Here is a 19070-nt window from a genome sequence, read left to right on the forward strand (position 1 = left end):
GCTCACCACACGGGATCGCGAAGACTAATTGGGATAAAAGCGGCGGGGATATGACGCCGGGGACGGACGAAACGGGTTATCCCCAGATTTCTGTCCGCCACTCCGGCACAGACCCGCGAGCCGCGCCCCTATCCCCCGATCCAGCCCAGCGCGCGGCGGAAAAGCCCGATGGTCGAGGCATGGAGCATGTCGCCCGTTTCTTTCGGCGCCTTGCCGGCCGAGGCGCGGGCATGTGTGCCCTCGAGAATGATGCCGAGCTTGTAGCAGGCAAGGACCGCATACCACTCGATGGCGGAGAGATCGCGCGTCGAGCCCTCGGCGTAGCGGGCGACGAGATCGGACGCGGCCGGAAAGCCGTCCCATGGTTGCACGCCGACCGAGCCCGTGCTGCCCCGCCCTTCGGGGTCCGGCCAAGTCGCCATCAGCCAGCCAAGATCGATGAGCGGATCGCCCACCGTCGTCAGCTCCCAATCGACGATGGCGGCAAGCTCCGGCCCGTCGAAACGATACATCACATTGGCAAGGTGATAGTCGCCATGGATGATGCCGGGGCTAAATGACGAGGGCCGGTTGGCGTCGAGCCAGTCTGCCACCCTGTCGATGCCGGGAATATCGCCGGGTCCGGGCCAGCCCGGATATTCGCGATAGCTCTCGAGCTGCGAGCGCCAGCGCGCAACCTGCCGCTCGAGATAGTTCCCGACCTTGCCGAGATCGCCGAGGCCCGCGGCGACATGATCGACGCGGCCAAGCGCGGCCGCGCCATCGGCGATCGCAAGCCCCATCCGGCGGCGAATATCCGCATCGCCCGCATGGAGCGGCGGCAGGCCGACCGTCGCGTTGAACCCTTCGACCGGCTCCATCAGATAGAAGGCCGCGCCGAGCACGTCCTCGCGCGGACAGGCCGCGATGAGGCCCGGATGCGGCACATCGCTGCCCTTGAGCGCAGCAAGCACGCGCGCCTCGCGGCGCATCGTCTCGCTGCCGTTCATATGCGGGCGATGCGGCGGGCGGCGGAGAACGAAGCTGCGGCCGCCACGGCGGAACTTGAGCAGGATGTTCTGCGTGCCGCCGGCAAGCGGCTCCACATCGGTGAGGTCGCCCTTTTCGAGCCCCTCCTCATCCATCCATGCGCGGAGCTTTTCGAGATCGACGAGATCGGTCCAGTTTTCGAGCGCCATGACTTGCCTCAGGGAACCATGACGGTCTTCAGCACGCCCTGCTGGCGGGCGTCGAAGAGGCGATAGGCTTCCGCGCCTTCGGAGAGCGGAAGCTCATGCGTGATGAACCTTTCCGGGCGCAGGCGGCCATTGCGGATCAGCGGCACGAGGTCCGGCCAGTGCGATTGAACCGAGCAGGTGCCGATATGGAAGGTCAGCCCCTTCGCGAAGGCAAGGCCCATGGGGAATGCGAAGTCCCGCGTCTGGTTGACACCGATGGCGGACACATGGCCGCGCTTGCCCGCGAGCATCAGCGCCATCTTGATCGTCGCATCGGCGCCGACGGCCTCCACCACGCTTTCGAGGCCGCGTCCGCCGGTCGCCTCGGCGACGGCTTCGAGCGCATTCGCGCCGTCGACCGGCGTCGCTCCGAGTTTCGCGGCGATGGCCCGGCGCTCGGGTACGAGGTCGATTGCGAAGACTTCCGAAGCGCCGAGCACGAAGGCGCTCTCCACCGCCATGAGCCCGATGGGGCCGAGCCCCACGACGCCGACCTTCGCGCCGGGGCGGATATTCGCGTTGACGCAGCCGAACCAGGCGGTCGGCAGATTGTCCGTGAGCATCAGCGCCTGATCGGCGGTGATGCCTTCGGGGATGATGTGGGCGTTGAAATCGGCCATGGGCACGCGAATGCCTTCGGCCTGACAGCCTTCGAGGCGATGGCTGAGGCCATAGCAGGCCGCGCCGCCCGTTTCGCACTGGTTGATGTTGCCCGCGAGGCACGAGGCGCAGGAGCCGCAACCGACCGCCGCCGAGAGCATCACCTTGTCGCCCGCCTTGAGCCGGCGGACGCCGCGGCCCACCTCGACCACTTCGCCGACCGCTTCATGGCCGACGCAGAAACCGAGGTCCGGGCTGAAGCCCTCGCCGTGATAGATATGGAGATCGCTGCCGCAGATGCCGCATTTGTCCATCTTCACGATGGCGTCCGTATCGGCGGCAAGCTTCGGATCGTCGAAGCTCTCATAGCGGATGTCGCGCGGGCCCTGATAGAGAAGCGCCTTCATGTTGTCTGTCTCCCCGTTTCAGGCGTTGCGCGCCATGAGCCCGCCATCGACCGGGATGGTGACGCCGGTGATGTAGGAAGCGGCGGGCAGGCAAAGGCTCAAGGTGACATGCGCCACTTCTTCGGGGCGCCCATAGCGGCGGAGCGCCGTGCGCCGCTTGGCGTAAACTTCCTTCTGATCGTCCGGGATCGCCGCCGTCATGCCGGTCAGGATCGGTCCGGGGCAGATGCAGTTGACCGTGATGCCTTCCTTGCCGAGCTCAACCGCCAGCGCGCGGGTGAGGCCGGTGACGCCCGCCTTCGCCGCCGCATAGGCGCTGTCCATCGCGGTCGCGCCCAGCGCCTCGGTCGAGGCGATGTTGACGATGCGTGGGCTCTTCGACTTCCGCAGATAAGGCAGCGCGGCGCGGATGACGCGCTGCTGCGCGGTGAGAAGCACGGCGTGCAGCCTCTCCCACACATCGTCATAGTTCGGATCGTCGATGGGTGCGAAGCCGGAAATGCCCGCATTGTTGACGACGATGTCGAGGCCGCCGAATTCGGCCGCGATGGCGGCGACGACGTTGCCGACCTCCTCCTTGTCGGCGACGTTGAACCGCCACGCCTTCGCCCTGCCGCCGGATGCGGCGATGGCGCGGGCCACCGCCTCGGCGCCATCGGCCGAATAATCCGTCACCGCCACATTGGCGCCCTCGGCGGCGAAGACCTCGGCGGTGGCGCGACCCATGCCGCTCGCCGCGCCCGTCACCAGCACAGTCAGACCTCTGACCGACCTCACAGGTTCTGTCATGGCGACCTCACTTCTGCGCGTTGTATTCGGCGATCTTGAGCTTGCCGAGCTGCGACATATGCACCTCGTCGGGACCGTCGGCGATACGCAGGAAACGGTTCAGCGTGAAGAAGGCCGCCACCGGCGTGTCGGCGCTCACGCCCATGCCGCCATGCGCCTGGATCGCCCGGTCGCAAACCGTCTGCGCCATTTGCGGCGCGACGATCTTGATCGCCGCGATGAGGTCGCGCGCGACCTTGTTGCCGTAGCGGTCCATCGCATCCGCCGCCTTGAACGTCAGAAGCCGCGCCTGCTCGATCTCGCAATAGGAGCGCGCGATGTCCTGGCGGATGCTGCTCTGGTCCGACAGCTTCTTGCCGAAGGCGACGCGGTTTTCGACGCGGCGCGCCATGATCTCCAATGCGCGCTGCGCCTGCCCGATCGAGCGCATGCAATGGTGGATGCGGCCTGGCCCGAGGCGGCCCTGCGCGATCTCGAAGCCCCGGCCTTCGCCGAGAATGAGGTTGGACTTCGGCACGCGCACATTCTCGAGCCGCAGTTCAGCCTCGCCGCCGGGCGAATTGAAGCTGCTGAAGACCGACTGGTTGCGGACGATATGCACGCCCGGCGTCTCGCGCGGAATGATGATGGTCGATTGCTGCTGGTGGCGCGGCGCCTGCGGGTTGGACTTGCCCATCAGGAGCAGGAGCTTGCAGCGCGGGTCCATGATGCCCGAGATCCACCATTTTCGGCCGTTGATGACATAGTCATCGCCATCGGCGCGGATTTCAGTTTCGATGTTCGTCGCATCCGACGAGGCGACCTGCGGCTCGGTCATCAGATAGGCCGAGCGGATTTCGCCGTCGAGCAGCGGCCTCAGCCACTGCTTCTGCTGCGCGGGCGAGCCGTATTTCGCCAGCACTTCCATGTTGCCCGTATCGGGCGCGGAGCAGTTGAAGACTTCCGACGACCACGGCACGCGGCCCATGATCTCGGCCAGCGGCGCATATTCGAGATTGGTGAGGCCGGGGCTCCACTCTCCATATTCATGCGGCAGAAAGAGATTCCAGAGCCCCTCCTCCCTCGCCTTCTCCTTCAGCTCATCGAGGCCCGGCCAGTGCTTCCAGAGGTTGGCGGGATTGGACACCCAGTCGAAATGCGCCTGCTCATTCGGATAGATGTGCCGATCCATGAAGTCTTCGAGCTTCGCGATCAGCGTCTTCACCTTGTCGGTATGTTCGAAATTCATTGAATGCCTCCCCGGCTGATTTCGATATTCAGAGAATGAGACCGCCATCGACCGGAATGGTCTGGCCCAGCACATAGGACGCGAGCGGCGACGCCAGAAAGAGCGCGACGCCCGCCATGTCCTTCGGCGTGCCGAGGCGGCGCATGGGAATGCCCTGAAGGCTCGCCGAAAGGCGGTCGGGATTTTCCGTCGTCACCTTTGTGAGCTTCGTATCGACGAGGCCCGGCGCGATGCCGTTCACGCGGATGCCATCCTTCGCCCAGGCTTCCGCTAGCGTGCGCGTGAGGCCGACGGCGCCGGTCTTCGATGCGTTATAGGCCGGATTGCCGCGCGTCGAATGGAAAGCCGCGGTGGAGCTGATGGTGATGAGCGAGCCCTTCGCTGCGGCGAGCATGTCGTGGAACTTGAGGGCGCAGGCCATGAGGCTGTTGACGTTGACGTCCATCACCTTCTGGAAGCCATCCATCCTGAATTCGCCGCGCTGATAGATGACGGTGCCCTGGCTCAGCACCAGCACGTCGAGCTTCTGGAATGGCGGCTGATATTTCTCGATCGCGTCGAAATCGGAAACGTCCATGCGGTCATACTGAAGACCCGTCATGTCCGACCCCTCGGCGGCGGTGTAATCGGACGCCTTCGCGCGCGTGCCCCAGACATGGACGGCGGCGCCTTTTTCCCGGAAGGCTTGCGCGATCCCGTTGCCGATGCCGCTCGACCCGCCAACGACGAGTACGGTCTTTCCGGTGAAATCGAGTTCGGACATTTGGCGCTCCCCTGCTGTTTTTCGGCGTTCTTGAATTAGGTCGTTTGGATAATATAATTGACGTGCGCCCTCCGGCAAATCATTCTTTGAGCATGGCGAAGACGTTACGTAAGGCACAGACGGGTGCGCGCGAGCAGATCAAGCTCGCGGCGCGGCGGCTTTTCGCGCTGCGCGGCATCGACGGGGTGAGCGTGCGCGAGATCGTCGAGGCGTCGGGGCAGAAGAACCACGGATCGCTGAGCTATTATTTCGGCACCAAGGAGGCGCTGGTGCGCGAGCTGGTGGCCGATGGCGCGAAGCTGATCGACAAGCGGCGCAACGATTTTCTCGACCGGCTGGAAGCGTCGGGCGGCCCCTCAAGCGTCCGCGAGGCCGTGGAAGCGCTCGTCTTTCCCTCCATCGGGCTTTCAGGCGAAACGCGCAAGGAGGAAGACACCTATATCCGCTTCATCGCCATGCTCGCCATGAATCATCGTGAGCTTTTCATGGATGCGCTGGAGAAGCGGTGGAACTCCGGTTATCTGCGCTGCCTCGATCATCTGCGCAGGCTCATGCCCGACATGCCGGCCGCCGCGAAGAACCAGCGCTTCGTTTTCATGGGCGCCTATATGAGCAGCGTACTCTCGCTCCGCGAGGCGGCGCTGACGGATCGCTCCCGCCCGCATCCGAGCTGGAGTTCGGACGACACACTCGAACACTTCATGCAGACGCTGACCGCCATGCTCGAAGCGCCGCTCGAAAAGGGATTGTTCGCCGAAGCCGCAGGCCCGCGCCGTCCGCGCAGCATTGTCGGCTCGATCGGCATGATCCTGGATTGAAGGGAGAAAGGTGGGGGAGCCTCAGGCCACCCTGCCCGCGCTCGCGCTTCTGTCCATCGCCTTCGCGATGATGGCGCCCGCGCCTGCTATCGCCTGCCGCGCGGCGCCGAGCATCGGATGGAAGAAGTGCCAGACATGAATCATCTCCGGCCAGATTTGCAGGTTCACCTCGACATCGGCCGCGCCCGCCCTTGCCGCGAGGCGAACGGAATCGTCGAGCAGCGTTTCCGCCGCGCCCACCTGAATGAGAAGCGGTGCGATGCCCTTGAAGTCGCCATGGAGAGGTGACGCAAGCGGCGCGCGCGCATCGGCGCCGTTGAGATAGGCCGACGCCATGCCGAGAAGGCCTTCCTTCTGAACCATCGGATCACGGGCGGCCTGCGTCTTCATCGTCTCCCCGTTCATCTCGAGATCGACCCAGGGCGAAATGCAGAAGCCGCAGGCCGGCTGGGCGAGCCCCGCATCGCGGATCGCGAGAAGCGTGGCGATGGTGAGGCCGCCGCCCGCGCTGTCACCGGCGATGGCGATGTTGCCCGGCGCGAAGCCTTGCGCCAGCAGAAAGCGATAGGCGGCAAGCGCATCGTCCACCGCGGCGGGAAAGGGATGCTCCGGCGCCAGACGATAATCGAGTGAGAGCGTGCGGGCGCCCGCCGCGCGGCCAAGCTCGGAGACGACGTGGCGATGGCTTCTGATCGAGCCGATGACATAGCCGCCGCCATGCACATACATGATGACGCGATCGGGCGCGCTGCCGGGCGTCACCGCCCATTCGGCCGGCACGCCATTGGCGTTTACCGCATCGAGCGCGACGTCCGCCGCGGTCGGAAACAGGCCGCCCAACTCGTCATAGGCCTTGCGCAGTTCGTGAATGTCCGTGGGAAATGCCGACTGGGCCAGCATGCTCCGGATAGCGACGATTTCCTGATTGGTCATTGTCTCCCCCTCCCGCTTTCAAGGAGGATGATAGACGCACAATCGGCCCGGCGCCATGCCCATGGCGGCCCCGAAAATCCGCCTTTCGGCATGGGAGCGGCCGTCCGCGAGGCGGCCCGCAGGCCGCCCCGCTGGGGTTCATTTCTGCTTCAATATCTCTTCTTCCACGTCGCGCAGCCGGTCCTTGCCGAAGAAGATCTCATTGCCGACATAAAAGGTCGGGGCGCCGAAGCTGCCGCGCTCGACCGAGGCCGACGTGTTCGCGATCAGCTTCTCCTTGACGTCCGTGTCCTGAATACGCGCCATGATATGCGCGCCATCGAGCCCGCCCGCGTCTAGCGCCGCGCGGATCACTTCGGCATCGTCCATCTTCAGCGACTGCTCCCACATGGCGCGGAAGACGATCTCCATATATTTCGGCAGCACACCTTCCATTTTCGCGACGACGGCGCCGCGCATGATCTGCACCGTGTTCACCGGGAAGTGGGAATTGAACCTGAAGGCATCGAGCTTGTGGCGCGCGATGAAGCGCTGCATCTCGATCGCCTCATATTGCGGCTTGTTCCTGATATTGCCGAAGGCGATCATGGGCGGTTGATTGCCGGTGAGCTTGAAGATGCCGCCGAGCAGGACCGGCACATTCTCGAAGGTCACGCCTGTTCGCCTCTCGATTTCGGGAATGATTTTCCAGGCCAGATAAGAGTTCGGACTGCCGAAATCGAAGTGGTGCTCCACCTTCACCATTACCAATGCTCCCTATAAGGACGAATATCGAGTTCATGCGTCCAGGCGTCTCGCTTCTGGCTGTGCAACTGCCAATAAGTCTCGGCGATCGAGGCCGGATGCATGAGCTGGTCGGGCGCGAGGCTCTTCAGCGCATCCTCGCCCCCCGCTGCCTTGATCCGCTCGCGAACGAAGGCCGTATCAACGCCTGCGTCTATGATGAGGTGAGCGACATGGATGTTCTTCGGGCCAAGCTCGCGCGCCATGCTCTGCGCGACCGCGCGCAGGCCGAATTTCGCCGAGGCGAATGCGGCGTAGCCGACGCCGCCTCTGAGGCTCGCCGTCGCGCCGGTAAAGAAGATCGAGCCTCGCCCGTGCGGCAGCATGAGCCGCGCGGCCTCGCGCCCGGTCAGAAAGCCCGCATAGCAGGCCATCTCCCAGACCTTGCGGAAAACGCGCTCGGTCGTGTCCAACAGCGGAAAATTCACATTCGCGCCGACATTGAAGATGCAGACTTCGAGCGGTGCAACGGCATCGGCAGCATTGAGAAATTCGACGATCCCTTCCTCGCTGCGCGCATCGAGCGATCGGGCGATGCAGACGCCGCCTGCCGCTTCGATCTCCGCCTTCAGCGACGCGAGCTTGTCGCCATTCCTGCGGCCGGCGACAACCTGATAGCCTTCCGCCGCAAACTTCCGGGCAATGGCGGCGCCGATGAAATCGCCCGCCCCCACGATCGCCGCCGTCGCGTTCCGTCTGGCTGTCATGCCTGTCCTCCTGCCATGTGCTCGGGCTAGGTAAGTTCCAAAAGAGAACTATGTCAACCGCCGAGTTGCCGCCGGGCTCGCGGCCGCTGAAATGGCCCTGCCGGGCAGACCGAATCCGGCCCTTACGCAATTCCGCTTCAGGGCTTAACGTCCCTCATTCACATCACCAGCAACGAGGTCGAGATGTCGGACGAAATCATGGAACGCCTGCGCAAGACCCCGCTTCCCTTCGCGGAGCTTCTCGGGCTCGAACTGGTCAGCGCGACGCCCGAATGCGTGGAGGCGCGGCTTCCGGTCCGCAAGGAACTTTGCACCGTCCCCGACATCATGCATGGCGGCGCTATCATGGCGCTCGCCGACACGCTCGGCGCCATCGGCACCGTGCTCAATCTCGATCGGGGTGCTTCGACCACCACGGTCGAGAGCAAGACGAATTTCCTCGCCGCCATACCGCTCGGCGAAACCGCCCATGCCGTCTCGACGCCCGTGCATCGCGGGAGGAAGCTCATGGTCTGGCAAACCCGGATCAGCCGCGACGGCGGCAAGCTCGCCGCCATCGTCACGCAGACGCAGCTCGTGCTTTGAGGCAGAGAAACGAGGCTCGAACCCCTTGATGAAATGGCGCGGCATCGGATTGGCGCTCGGCCTCCTCGCGGCTCTCGTGCTGCCCGCAGCGTCCGCGTGGGCGGCAAGCAATCCTCCGCTCGTCTTCGCGGCGGCAAGCCTCAAGGAAGCGCTCGACGCGGTGACAGCGGAATGGGCGCATGAAAGCGGCAAGACGGCGCGGATTTCCTATGCGGGAAGTTCGCTCCTCGCCAGGCAGATCGAACAAGGCGCGCCGGCCGATCTTTTCATTTCCGCCGATCTCGACTGGATGGACTATCTCGATGCCCGCCATCTGCTGAAGGCCAGGTCGCGGATCGACCTTCTCGGGAACCGGCTCGTCCTCATCGCGCCGAAGGCTTCCGGCGTCTCGCTCACGATCGCGCCCGGCTTCGACCTTGCCCATGCGCTCGGAACCGGTCGGCTCGCCATGGCTGACACGAAGGCGGTGCCGGCCGGAAAATATGGCAAGGCCGCGCTCGAAAAGCTCGGCGTCTGGGCCAGCGTCGAGAACCGGATCGCGCAGGCCGAAAATGTGAGAGCGGCGCTTGCCTTCGTCGCAAGGGGCGAAGCGCCGCTCGGCATCGTCTATCGCACGGACGCGCTGGCGGAGCCCGGCGTGCGGATCGTCGCGCTCTTCCCGGAGGACACGCATCAGCCGATCGTCTATCCGGCGGCGCTGGCGGCCGCCTCGCGAAACGAGGATGCGGCCGCGCTCCTTGCATTCCTCTCATCGGCCCGGGCAGGCGAGATCTTCAAATCGCATGGCTTCGTCCTGTTGAAGTGAAGGGCGCCCACCCGCTTTCGCCGCTTAGTCGCGTGCACCTGCGCTTCTCAGCGCCGATTGAACGACCTCCTCCAGCGATCTCAGAAAACGCGAGCGATCCTCGCGGCTGAATGGCGGCGGACCGCCCCTGATGTCGCTCGTTTCGCGCAAATGCTGCATGAGGCCGCGCATGGCGAGCGCCATGCCGATGCTTTCCTCCGTGAACGTCTTTCCGTTGGCATTCAGCACCTTCGCGCCGCGCTCGAGACAGCGCGAGGCAAGCGGAATGTCGGCGGTGACGCAGATATCCGCAGGCCCGATGCGTTCAGCGATCCAGTCATCCGCCACATCGGGGCCATCGGCCACGACGACGGTGCGGACGAGCGGATGGCGGCTCGGCCTCATGCCGCCATTGCTGACGATATAGACGCCGAGCCCGTGGCGCTCGGCGACGCGCAGCACCTCCTCCTTCACCGGGCAGGCATCGGCATCCACATAAATTTCGGGAGTTTTGGAACCGGCGGTCATGCCGTTGCTTCCGGCACGCCGGGCGCGAACCCGCGCCTCATAATCCCGGCAACTCCATGACGGACATTCATTTCCATACCTTCACGCGCGATTTGGCCAGTTTGGACCCCCAATCTAGCCGGATTCGACCTCGAACGATGCCGGGCCTTTCCTAAATTGCGGATACCGAACGACAGAAGAGGCCCCTGATGAGCAGCCCCACCAGCGCGGAGAAGATTTCCCGCACCCCCGACGATGTTTCGATCACGCCGCGCAATCTCGATTTCAGGATCGCGGATGTGCTCGCAACCGATTGGCATGGCGGCGAGGCTTTTCCCACCGCCTTCTACAATGCGCTCTCCATCATGTTTCCGGTTGGCGAAGAGCAGTTCATCAACGCCGTGAAGCATTATCGCGACAAGATCACGGACCCCGAGCTGCAAAGCCATATACGTGGCTTCATGGCGCAGGAATCCATCCACCGGCGCGAGCATCAGAAATACAACGAGGCGCTTTGCGCCGCCCGTGGCTATCCGCTCGACAGGCTCGAAGCGCCGATCCGCAACCGCATAGCCTGGGCGGACAGGAACCTGCCGCCCATCGCCCGCCTCGCGGCGACGGTTGCCTATGAGCACTGGACCGCGATCCTTGCCGACGCATTGCTCCGCCGCCCGGAGCTTCTGGAAGGCGCCCATCCCGAAATGGTCGCGCTCTGGAAGTGGCACGCGATCGAGGAGAGCGAGCACAAGGCGGTCGCCTTCGACGTTTATCGCGCCGTGGGCGGCACGAACTATCTGCGTCGGCGGATCATGCTCTTCGTCACCCTGCAGTTCTTCTGGGACGCGCTGCGCCACATGCGCATCATGCTGCGCGACTACGAGGGCTCGAAGGCCAGGCTCTGGATCGGCGGCATCCGCTATCTCTTCGGCAAGGGCGGCGCGCTGAGAGGGCTCGGAAAACCGTGGCGCGATTTCTTCCGGCGCGACTTCCACCCCTGGGATCACGACAATCGCGATGTCGTGGCCTCGGTCGCGCGGAGCATTTCCGGCAATCTTCAGCCTGCGGAATGAACTGACGGGCGAACGGGCGGGCGATCCTAACGCCCGCCCGGCCCGCTCCTTCAGTCGAGCTTCGGATGCCGCGTGTGCCAGTCCGTCGCCTGCTGGAAGGCGTGGCCCGCGCGGCAGAGCACGTCCTCGGCCATATGCCGCCCGACAAGCTGGAAGCCGATGGGCAGGCCGCGCGCGTCATAGCCGCCCGGCAAGGTGATCGAGGGATTTCCCGAAGCGTTGAACGGTACGGTGAAGCGCAGGAGCGAAGGCAGGCCCTGAACCGGGTCGGCCATCGCCGCATTCGCCTCATCCACCGTCGGCACGGTCGTCATGATCGCTGGCATGAGGATGAGATCGACATCCTCGAAGACGGAAGCGAGCCTGCCCGAGAAGGCCCAGCGCTCCTTCTGCGCCCTGAAGAGATCGACGCCCGTCACCGCGCGCCCGACCTCGAGGAGTCCAGTGAGGCCGGGGCTGTACTCGCTTGCGCGCGAGGGGAAGGTCGCGGCGTGGCCTTCCGCCGCCTCGACCGTCATCAGCGTCAGGGCGTTGGCGAGAATGCCCGCGATTGAGGGGACCGAAATCTCGCGGATGCGCGCGCCAAGCTCGCTGAACACGGCAAGCGCCTCCCTGATGACGGCCGCAACCGCCTCGTCGGCGCCGTCGGTCGCGTAGGACCAGTCGACGCCGATGCGCAGGCCGCTGATGCCGCCAGAGATGCCGCCCAGATAATCGGGCACTGGCTCGAGCCGCGCGGTCGGATCGTTCGCATCCGCGCCCGCAATGGCGCCGAGGATCGCGGCGGCATCGGCGGCGCTCCGCGCCATCGGCCCGATATGGTCGAGCGATTCCGCGAGCGGAAACACGCCATATCGGCTGACGCGGCCCCAGCTCGGCTTGATCCCCGTGAGGCCGCAGCTTGTGGACGGAAAGCGGATCGACCCCGCCGTGTCGGTGCCGAGCGAGCCGAAGCAGAGGCCCGCCGCCGTGGCGACGCCCGAACCACTCGAGGAAACGCCCGTCCAGCGGTCGGCACCCCACGGATTGACGGGCGGGACGATGTCCGGATGGTGATGGCCGGTCGCGCCCTCGGTGAGCTGCAGCTTGCCGAGAATGACGGCGCCCGCGCGGCGCAGGCGCTCGACGACGGTCGCATCATGATCCGGCGTCCAGTTGCGATAGATGGTGGTGCCCGAACCGGTCGGCGCGTCCTTCGTGAAGCAGAGATCCTTGACGGCGACCGGCACGCCATGCAGCGGCCCGCGATCCATTCCGCGGGCGATTTCGCTCTCCGCGCGGCGTGCATCGGCAAGCGCCGCCTCTTCCATCACGGTCGCATAGCTGCGGAGGCGGGGTTCCAGACGCGCGATCCGGCCGAGCAGATCCTGCGTCACCTCGACGGGCGAGACAGCGCCCCTTCTGATCTCGCGGGATATCTGCGTCAGGCTCTGATAATGAATGTCGATGCTGCCCATATGCGGTGCCTCCCCTCCTGATACGGCCATATCTTTTCGACGTACGGCCCTATGCGGCATCATCGCAGTCATTGCATGCCGCTTCCAGAGTGAAGGGTGCGCGGGGCGCGCGCGAACTGCGTGGCCTATTTCTGGCGTTGCGCTGCCTGACGCTGCAACAGATTGCCCGCGAAGATGACGCCGATGGCGACGCCGACGACGATGATCGTGGCCAGCGCATTGATTTCCGGCGTGATGCCGAACCTCACCTTCGAGAAGATGACCATGGGCAACGTCGTGGCGTTGGGGCCCGAGGCGAAGCTCGCGATCACGAGATCGTCGAAGGAAAGGATGAAGGCGAGAAGCCAGCCCGCGACCAGTGAAGGCGCGATGAGCGGCAGGGTGACGGTGCGAAACACGTTGAAGGGGCTCGCGCCGAGATCGAAGGCGGCCTCCTCGAAGGTGCGGTCGAGGCCGGCAAGCCGCGACTGGACGACGATGGCGACATAGGCGGACGAGAAGGTCACATGCGCAATCAGGATGGTGGTGAAGCCGCGCCGCGTCGGCCAGCCGATAAGGCTCTGCATCGCCACGAAGAGAAGAAGGATCGACAGTCCGAGGATGACATCCGGCAGAACGAGCCGCGAGGAAATCGACTGGATCATGACCGAGCGGCCGTAGAAGCGGCCGAAGCGGACCAGCGCGAACGCCGCCATGGTGCCCAATATGACCGAGAGCGTCGCGTTCATGAAGGCGATGCGGAAGCTCAGATAGGCCGCGCCGAGCACCTGATCGTCGGTGAGGAGCGAGACGTACCACTTGGTCGAAAAGCCCGCCCAGACGGTCACGAGACGCGAGGCGTTGAACGAGAAGATCACGAGAACGACGATGGGCGCGTAAAGGAACACGAAGCCCAGCATCATGGAGATCAGCACGAAGGGCGAGAGGCTGGTGACTTTCATGGCTGCTCCGAACGCGCCTGATAATGCTGGAAGATCATGATGGGCACGACCAGGAACAGCATGAGAGCGATGGCGACCGCCGAGGCGACCGGCCATGCCTGGTTTTCAAAGAACTCGTCCCAGATCACGCGGCCGATCATGGTCGTGCTCGGGCCACCGAGAAGCGAGGGTATGACGAATTCGCCGATCGCCGGAATGAAGACGAGCATGCCGCCCGCGATGACGCCGGGAATGGAGAGCGGCAGCGTGACCGAGAAGAAGGCGCGCGTGCGCGAGGCGCCGAGATCGGCCGCCGCTTCGAGCAGCGTGAGGTCCATCCGCGAGAGCGACGCATAGAGCGGCAGCAGCATGAATGGCAGATAGGAATAGACAATGCCCACATAGATCGAAAAGGCATTGTTCATCATCGGCAGCGGATCGGTGATCAGGCCGATGGAAACCAGAAAATTGTTGATGATGCCGTTGTTCTTGAGAAGGCCGATCCAGGCATAGACGCGCAGCAGCAGGGACGTCCAGAACGGCAGGACGATAAGAAGCAGCAGCGGATTGCGCCAGCTCTCCGGCACGCGCGCGACGCCGTAGGCCACGGGGTAGGCGATCAGGATGCAGATGCAGGTCGCGAAGAAGGCAATCTTGACCGAATTCAGGTAGGCGACGATGTAGAGCTTGTCTTCGAACAGATAGGCGTAGTTGGAAAAATCCAGTTGCAGCCGGGGCAGCCACCCTCCCCCGCTCCAGTCGAACAGCGGCGTATATGGAGGGATGCCGAGGATCTGCGTCGCGAAGCTGATCTTGAGAACGATCAGAAACGGCAGCAGGAAAAAGAGCGACAACCAGATCAGCGGAACGCCGATGACGAAGCGCCTGCCCGTCAAACCAATTCGGGCCAGCGATGACGCCAGCCCTTCGATCCACGAGGTATTGCCTTTGCTCGCCATTGAACCCCCGGCGATGAGAAACCCCGGCGGCCGCGCCGCCGGGGTTTGCTCGATTACTGTCCAGTCCGAATCGACGTCCAGGCGCGCGTCTGGAGCCGAGTGAACTTCTCCGACTTGGTCGGAACGGCGAACAGCTTATCCATCACTTCCTCGGAAGGATAGATGTTCGGATCGTCCCGCACGGTCTCTTCGACCAGCGGCTTGGAAGACGGAACGGGGTTCGCATAGGCGACATAATTCGAGTTCGCCGCCTCGATCTCCGGCTGAAGGACGAAGTTGATCCACTGATAGGCAAGCTCGGGATGCGGCGCATCTTTCGGGATGGCCATCGTGTCGAACCAGATCAGCGTGCCTTCTTTCGGAATCGAATATTTGATCTCGATGCCGTTCTTGGCTTCGACGGCGCGGTTCGCCGCCTGGAAAACGTCGCCCGACCAGCCGAAGGCCACGCAGATGTCGCCATTGGCGAGATCGTTGATGTATTGCGACGAGTTGAAATACTTGATGTAGGGCCGGATCTTCATCAGCAGGTCCTGAGCCTTCTGCAGGTCTTCGGGCTTCTGCGAATTGGGATCGAGGCCGAGATAGTTGAGCGCGACCGGGATCACGTCGGTTGGCGAATCGAGCATGGTCACGCCGCACTTGGCGAGCTTCGAGACGACTTCCGGCTTGAAGATCATGTCGAGCGAATTGACCGGCGCGTTGGGCAGCACCTTCTCAACCGCCTTCACATTGTAGCCGACGCCGTCCGTGCCCCACATCCAGATCACGGCATGCTCGTTGCCGGGATCGGCGGCGGCGACGCGCGCCATGAGCTTCGGATCGAGATTCTTGTAGTTCGGGATCTTGCTCTTATCGAGCTTCATATAGACGCCGGCCTTGATCTGGCGATCGAGAAACGGGAAGGCGGTCGGCACGACGACGTCATAGCCGGAATGGCCGGCCATGAGCTTTGCCTCGAGCGTCTCGTTGCCATCATAAACGTCGTAACGCACCTTGATGCCGGTCTGCTTTTCAAACTTCGCCACGGTGTCCGGGGCGATGTAATCGGACCAGTTGTAGATGTTGAGGACCTTGTCCTCGGCATGCGCGGCCACCGAGATCAATCCGGCGACGGCCATCGCGACGAGTCCCGTCCCGATTTTTCCAATCATGAGAAGCTCCGTTTCAGCCTCATTTCAGATGAAGGCAGTTCCCTGCCTCCGAGATAAAGGCGGCCGAGGCTTGCAATTGCCCGCTCCAGCGCACAAGTGCGAGCCTCATCCCCCCCCATCCGCGTTCAATGCTAGCCTCTTTTTATGACGCCAGCACCCCGCAATTTGGCTCCATGACGGCAATTTCACCCTATCGCGATAGCCAAGCGAGCGCCTCGCCAATCCGCAACGCTACCGACCTTGCCCCCCGATCGTCCGCACGCGCCATGACCGCGCCCTGCCCTTGAAAGCGCACATGGCATTTCGCGCCCCGTCCGCCGATGGTGGGTAGCGCTCAGCCCATCTTCCTCAGCGGCGTCTCCGATGAGGCCCAGAGGTGCCCCTTGCCCGCTCCTGAGAAAGCGAACGCGGGATTTGTCTATTGGGGCACAGCCGGATAAAAGACGCCATTCCGGCAATTCGAGCCCGTCGGCCGCGCCCTCTCCCAGGGCCTCGGCCCCTCGCTCCAGACGAAAGGATTTGGACCCGTGCCTCCCTATCGTTCACGTACATCGACCCATGGCCGCAACATGGCGGGCGCGCGCGGCCTCTGGCGCGCCACAGGCATGACGGACAGCGATTTCGGCAAGCCCATCATCGCCATTGCCAATTCGTTCACCCAGTTCGTGCCTGGCCATGTGCACCTCAAGGACCTGGGGCAACTGGTGGCGCGCGAGATCGAGAAGGCCGGCGGCGTCGCCAAGGAGTTCAACACCATCGCCGTCGATGACGGCATCGCCATGGGCCATGACGGCATGCTCTACAGCCTGCCCTCGCGCGACCTCATCGCCGACAGCGTCGAGTATATGGTGAATTCGCATTGCGCCGACGCGCTGATCTGCATTTCCAATTGCGACAAGATCACGCCCGGCATGCTGATGGCCGCGATGCGCCTCAACATCCCGACGGTCTTCGTCTCCGGCGGACCGATGGAAGCGGGCAAGGTAACCTGGCAGGGCGAGGAGCGCGCGGTCGATCTCATCGACGCGATGGTCGCTGCTGCCGACGACAATGTGAGCGAGGAAGAAAGCCTCGTCATCGAACGCTCGGCCTGCCCCACCTGCGGCTCCTGCTCGGGCATGTTCACCGCCAATTCGATGAACTGCCTGACCGAGGCGCTCGGCCTTTCGCTGCCGGGCAACGGCTCGACGCTCGCCACCCATGCCGACCGCAAGGGGCTTTTCCTCGAGGCGGGAAGGCTCATCGTCGAGATCACGCGGCGTCACTACGAGATGAACGACGAGAGCGTTCTGCCGCGCAACATCGCGAATTTCGCCGCCTTCGAGAATGCGATGTCGCTCGACATCGCCATGGGCGGCTCGACCAACACGGTTCTGCATCTTCTCGCGGCGGCGCATGAAGGCGGCGTGCCCTTCACCATGCGCGATATCGATCGCCTGTCTCGCAAGGTGCCGAACCTTTGCAAGGTCGCGCCGGCGCGCTCCGACGTGCATATGGAGGACGTTCACCGCGCGGGCGGCATCTTCGCCATTCTCGGCGAGCTCGATCGCGCCGGTCTCGTACACCGCAATGTCTCGACGGTTCACAGTCCCACACTCGGAGAGGCGATCGACCATTGGGACGTGCGCCGCACGCAGAACCCGCGCGCCGTCGAATTTTTCCGCGCGGCGCCGGGCGGCGTGCGCACGACCGAGGCGTTCTCGCAGGCGCGGCGTTTCGATGCGCTCGACCTCGACCGCGAGAACGGCGTCATCCGCGATGTCGCCCATGCCTATAGCAAGGATGGCGGCCTCGCCGTTCTCTACGGCAACCTCGCCGAGGAAGGCTGCATCGTGAAGACGGCGGGCGTCGATGAATCGATCCTCGTCTTCTCCGGCACGGCGCGCGTTTATGAAAGCCAGGACGCGGCCGTCTCCGGCATCCTCACCGGCGAAGTGAAGGCGGGCGAAGTCGTCGTCATCCGCTATGAGGGGCCGCGCGGCGGGCCGGGCATGCAGGAAATGCTCTACCCCACGAGCTATCTGAAATCGAAGGGCCTTGGCAAGGACTGCGCGCTCATCACCGACGGGCGCTTCTCGGGCGGCACCTCCGGCCTTTCCATCGGGCATGTCTCGCCGGAAGCGGAAGAAGGCGGAACGATCGGCCTCGTCGAGACCGGCGACCGGATCGAGATCGACATTCCGAACCGCAAGATTCACCTCGCGGTGGATGATGCGGTGCTCGCCGCGCGCCGTGAGGCGCAGGACGCGGCCGGATGGCAGCCGAAGGAACAGCGCAAGCGCCGCGTCTCGGCCGCGCTTCAGGCCTATGCCGCCATGACGACGAGCGCCGCGCGCGGCGCGGTGCGCGACGTCTCGAGGATCACCGGCCGCCGCGATAGCTGACGCGCCCTGACAGGGACTGCAAACGACAAAAGCCGCATCCGAGGATGCGGCTTTTGCATTTACGGACCGGCGCCACCGATCATCGGCTCAGTCGGCGATCTGCCATGAACCGTCGGGCTGGCGGCAGGCGGTGCCATAGGCATCCTGCGGATAGCCGTCGATATAGATCGAGGTCTGGTACTCGCGGCAATAGAGCCCCTGCGGGTTCTGATAGGTGCGCATCGGCGTCACCTGGTATTGCGCGCCGTTATCCTCCCAATAGACGGGCTGATTGTTCGGCACATATTCGAGCACCTGGCCGTAGCACGCCTGATCGCTCATATCGATCGCCTGCCCGAGCGCGCCGCCGAGTATGGCGCCGACAATGGCGCCGCCAATGGTCGCGCCCGCGCCGCCATTATGCGCACCGATCAAGGCGCCGGCCGTGCCGCCCAGAATGGCTCCCACCACGTCGCGGTTGCAGGCTACAGGCCCGTAATAGGTCGAGCCATAAGTGTCATAGGCGTCGTAGGGAATGATGTAGGTCGGCGAGTAGATCGAGATATAGGTGACCGATCCATAGTCGAACCACGGCCGGGAATAGCGGTCATTGTTCCAGTAATAGCGCGGGCGCTCGACATAGTGGCGGCGGCGCCAGTCGTTCCAGTCCGGTCCGCGGTAATATTGACGCCGCTGGAAGCCGGGGCCCCAGTCGCGCACGCGCTCCCAGTTGCGCTCGCGCAGATCGCCCCAGCGCCGTTCCTGCTCCTGCCGCGCGCGAACGCGCTGCTGGTTGCGGTCCTGCTCGTAGTAACGGCGCTGCTGGACCTGCCAATCCGCGCGCTGACGATTTTCTTCGCCGCGCTGGCGCTGTCCCTGATACTGCCGCTGCTGCTCACCCTGCTGACGCCGTTGCATCTCCTGCTGCTGGCGCGACTGTTCCTGCCGCTGGCGCTGCTGCTCTTCGAACTGGCGCTGGCGCTGCCCCTGATACTGGCGCTGGTCCCTCTGCTCGCGCTGCTGCAT

General features: G+C 64.2%; 19 protein-coding genes. 5 read left to right on the forward strand and 14 right to left on the reverse strand.

Translation table 11 applies throughout. The annotated features are described in order from the left end of the window. Positions 1–128 precede the first annotated feature (128 nt). Genes PKA57_RS07110 through PKA57_RS07130 form a run of 5 tightly spaced genes read right to left on the reverse strand, consistent with a single transcriptional unit; the run spans position 129 to position 5004 of the window. Positions 129–1178 (reverse strand): phosphotransferase family protein, encoded by a 1050-nt coding sequence (locus tag PKA57_RS07110; RefSeq protein ID WP_324298954.1) that lies wholly within the window; start codon positions 1176–1178, stop codon positions 129–131. A gap of 8 nt (positions 1179–1186) precedes the next feature. After that, entirely contained in the window at positions 1187–2224 is a 1038-nt protein-coding gene (locus PKA57_RS07115) for an alcohol dehydrogenase family protein (RefSeq protein WP_324298956.1), read from the reverse strand. An 18-nt stretch (positions 2225–2242) separates the two neighbouring features. Beyond that, positions 2243–3013, reverse strand: coding sequence for an SDR family NAD(P)-dependent oxidoreductase (locus PKA57_RS07120; protein ID WP_324298958.1), 771 nt, complete (start codon positions 3011–3013; stop codon positions 2243–2245). A 7-nt stretch (positions 3014–3020) separates the two neighbouring features. Continuing rightward, positions 3021–4241, reverse strand: a complete 1221-nt coding sequence (locus PKA57_RS07125) for an acyl-CoA dehydrogenase family protein (RefSeq protein WP_324298960.1) — start codon at positions 4239–4241, stop codon at positions 3021–3023. Positions 4242–4269: 28 nt separating this feature from the next. Further along, positions 4270–5004 (reverse strand): SDR family oxidoreductase, encoded by a 735-nt coding sequence (locus PKA57_RS07130; RefSeq protein WP_324298962.1) that lies wholly within the window; start codon positions 5002–5004, stop codon positions 4270–4272. Positions 5005–5096: 92 nt separating this feature from the next. Between PKA57_RS07130 and PKA57_RS07135 the strand changes: the two genes are divergently transcribed. Beyond that, positions 5097–5822, forward strand: coding sequence for a TetR family transcriptional regulator (locus tag PKA57_RS07135; RefSeq protein WP_324299057.1), 726 nt, complete (start codon positions 5097–5099; stop codon positions 5820–5822). A 21-nt stretch (positions 5823–5843) separates the two neighbouring features. On the opposite strand, the gene PKA57_RS07140 is transcribed toward PKA57_RS07135, so the two are convergent. From PKA57_RS07140 to PKA57_RS07150, 3 genes are all read right to left on the reverse strand, one after another. Continuing rightward, the gene (locus PKA57_RS07140; RefSeq protein ID WP_324298964.1) at positions 5844–6755 is read right to left on the reverse strand and encodes an alpha/beta hydrolase; all 912 of its coding nucleotides are present in this window, start codon (positions 6753–6755) and stop codon (positions 5844–5846) included. Between the two features lie 138 nt (positions 6756–6893). Next, positions 6894–7499: a 2-hydroxychromene-2-carboxylate isomerase gene (locus PKA57_RS07145; protein ID WP_324298966.1), complete on the reverse strand. Its 606-nt coding sequence runs from the start codon at positions 7497–7499 to the stop codon at positions 6894–6896. Next, complete coding sequence (locus PKA57_RS07150) at positions 7499–8245, reverse strand: SDR family NAD(P)-dependent oxidoreductase (protein WP_324298968.1); 747 nt, start codon at positions 8243–8245, stop codon at positions 7499–7501. Before PKA57_RS07150 ends, PKA57_RS07145 begins: the two co-directional genes overlap by 1 nt. A gap of 183 nt (positions 8246–8428) precedes the next feature. Between PKA57_RS07150 and PKA57_RS07155 the strand changes: the two genes are divergently transcribed. Both PKA57_RS07155 and modA read left to right on the forward strand, forming a co-directional pair. Continuing rightward, positions 8429–8830: a PaaI family thioesterase gene (locus tag PKA57_RS07155; protein ID WP_324298970.1), complete on the forward strand. Its 402-nt coding sequence runs from the start codon at positions 8429–8431 to the stop codon at positions 8828–8830. A 28-nt stretch (positions 8831–8858) separates the two neighbouring features. Further along, positions 8859–9635 (forward strand): molybdate ABC transporter substrate-binding protein, encoded by a 777-nt coding sequence (gene modA / locus PKA57_RS07160; RefSeq protein ID WP_324299059.1) that lies wholly within the window; start codon positions 8859–8861, stop codon positions 9633–9635. 24 nt (positions 9636–9659) lie between these two features. Here the strand turns inward: modA and PKA57_RS07165 are convergent, their stop codons facing one another. Further along, a complete protein-coding gene (locus PKA57_RS07165; protein WP_324298972.1) occupies positions 9660–10142 on the reverse strand; it encodes a YaiI/YqxD family protein in 483 nt (160 codons plus the stop codon). A gap of 188 nt (positions 10143–10330) precedes the next feature. Here PKA57_RS07165 and PKA57_RS07170 point away from each other — a divergent pair, with 188 nt between their 5' ends. Beyond that, complete coding sequence (locus tag PKA57_RS07170) at positions 10331–11191, forward strand: metal-dependent hydrolase (RefSeq protein WP_324298974.1); 861 nt, start codon at positions 10331–10333, stop codon at positions 11189–11191. A gap of 50 nt (positions 11192–11241) precedes the next feature. Here PKA57_RS07170 and PKA57_RS07175 read toward each other — a convergent pair whose 3' ends face one another. From PKA57_RS07175 to PKA57_RS07190, 4 genes are all read right to left on the reverse strand, one after another. After that, positions 11242–12648 (reverse strand): amidase, encoded by a 1407-nt coding sequence (locus tag PKA57_RS07175; RefSeq protein ID WP_324298976.1) that lies wholly within the window; start codon positions 12646–12648, stop codon positions 11242–11244. A gap of 125 nt (positions 12649–12773) precedes the next feature. Continuing rightward, entirely contained in the window at positions 12774–13589 is an 816-nt protein-coding gene (locus PKA57_RS07180; protein WP_324298978.1) for an ABC transporter permease subunit, read from the reverse strand. After that, positions 13586–14527 carry an ABC transporter permease subunit gene (locus PKA57_RS07185; RefSeq protein ID WP_324298980.1) on the reverse strand — a complete coding sequence of 314 codons (942 nt, stop codon included), beginning with the start codon at positions 14525–14527 and terminating at the stop codon, positions 13586–13588. Before PKA57_RS07185 ends, PKA57_RS07180 begins: the two co-directional genes overlap by 4 nt. 53 nt (positions 14528–14580) lie before the next feature. Then, positions 14581–15681 (reverse strand): polyamine ABC transporter substrate-binding protein, encoded by a 1101-nt coding sequence (locus PKA57_RS07190; RefSeq protein ID WP_324298982.1) that lies wholly within the window; start codon positions 15679–15681, stop codon positions 14581–14583. Between the two features lie 527 nt (positions 15682–16208). On the opposite strand from PKA57_RS07190, the gene ilvD reads away from it, so the two are divergent. Further along, complete coding sequence (gene ilvD / locus PKA57_RS07195) at positions 16209–18065, forward strand: dihydroxy-acid dehydratase (RefSeq protein WP_324298984.1); 1857 nt, start codon at positions 16209–16211, stop codon at positions 18063–18065. Positions 18066–18152: 87 nt separating this feature from the next. Here the strand turns inward: ilvD and PKA57_RS07200 are convergent. After that, positions 18153–19070: hypothetical protein (locus PKA57_RS07200; RefSeq protein WP_324298986.1), on the reverse strand; the 918-nt coding region annotated here is incomplete at its 5' end.

It is taken from the genome of Parvibaculum sp., from assembly GCF_035325945.1.
Lineage (GTDB): Bacteria > Pseudomonadota > Alphaproteobacteria > Parvibaculales > Parvibaculaceae > Parvibaculum.

What these genes read in the sequence shown, in the direction of transcription:
- PKA57_RS07110 (WP_324298954.1), bottom strand. Translation starts at nt 1,178, where the DNA reads ATGGCGCTCGAAAACTGGACCGATCTCGTCGATCTCGAAAAGCTCCGC.
- PKA57_RS07115 (WP_324298956.1), bottom strand. Translation starts at nt 2,224, where the DNA reads ATGAAGGCGCTTCTCTATCAGGGCCCGCGCGACATCCGCTATGAGAGC.
- PKA57_RS07120 (WP_324298958.1), bottom strand. Translation starts at nt 3,013, where the DNA reads ATGACAGAACCTGTGAGGTCGGTCAGAGGTCTGACTGTGCTGGTGACG.
- PKA57_RS07125 (WP_324298960.1), bottom strand. Translation starts at nt 4,241, where the DNA reads ATGAATTTCGAACATACCGACAAGGTGAAGACGCTGATCGCGAAGCTC.
- PKA57_RS07130 (WP_324298962.1), bottom strand. Translation starts at nt 5,004, where the DNA reads ATGTCCGAACTCGATTTCACCGGAAAGACCGTACTCGTCGTTGGCGGG.
- PKA57_RS07135 (WP_324299057.1), top strand. Translation starts at nt 5,097, where the DNA reads ATGGCGAAGACGTTACGTAAGGCACAGACGGGTGCGCGCGAGCAGATC.
- PKA57_RS07140 (WP_324298964.1), bottom strand. Translation starts at nt 6,755, where the DNA reads ATGACCAATCAGGAAATCGTCGCTATCCGGAGCATGCTGGCCCAGTCG.
- PKA57_RS07145 (WP_324298966.1), bottom strand. Translation starts at nt 7,499, where the DNA reads ATGGTGAAGGTGGAGCACCACTTCGATTTCGGCAGTCCGAACTCTTAT.
- PKA57_RS07150 (WP_324298968.1), bottom strand. Translation starts at nt 8,245, where the DNA reads ATGACAGCCAGACGGAACGCGACGGCGGCGATCGTGGGGGCGGGCGAT.
- PKA57_RS07155 (WP_324298970.1), top strand. Translation starts at nt 8,429, where the DNA reads ATGTCGGACGAAATCATGGAACGCCTGCGCAAGACCCCGCTTCCCTTC.
- modA (WP_324299059.1), top strand. Translation starts at nt 8,859, where the DNA reads ATGAAATGGCGCGGCATCGGATTGGCGCTCGGCCTCCTCGCGGCTCTC.
- PKA57_RS07165 (WP_324298972.1), bottom strand. Translation starts at nt 10,142, where the DNA reads ATGACCGCCGGTTCCAAAACTCCCGAAATTTATGTGGATGCCGATGCC.
- PKA57_RS07170 (WP_324298974.1), top strand. Translation starts at nt 10,331, where the DNA reads ATGAGCAGCCCCACCAGCGCGGAGAAGATTTCCCGCACCCCCGACGAT.
- PKA57_RS07175 (WP_324298976.1), bottom strand. Translation starts at nt 12,648, where the DNA reads ATGGGCAGCATCGACATTCATTATCAGAGCCTGACGCAGATATCCCGC.
- PKA57_RS07180 (WP_324298978.1), bottom strand. Translation starts at nt 13,589, where the DNA reads ATGAAAGTCACCAGCCTCTCGCCCTTCGTGCTGATCTCCATGATGCTG.
- PKA57_RS07185 (WP_324298980.1), bottom strand. Translation starts at nt 14,527, where the DNA reads ATGGCGAGCAAAGGCAATACCTCGTGGATCGAAGGGCTGGCGTCATCG.
- PKA57_RS07190 (WP_324298982.1), bottom strand. Translation starts at nt 15,681, where the DNA reads ATGATTGGAAAAATCGGGACGGGACTCGTCGCGATGGCCGTCGCCGGA.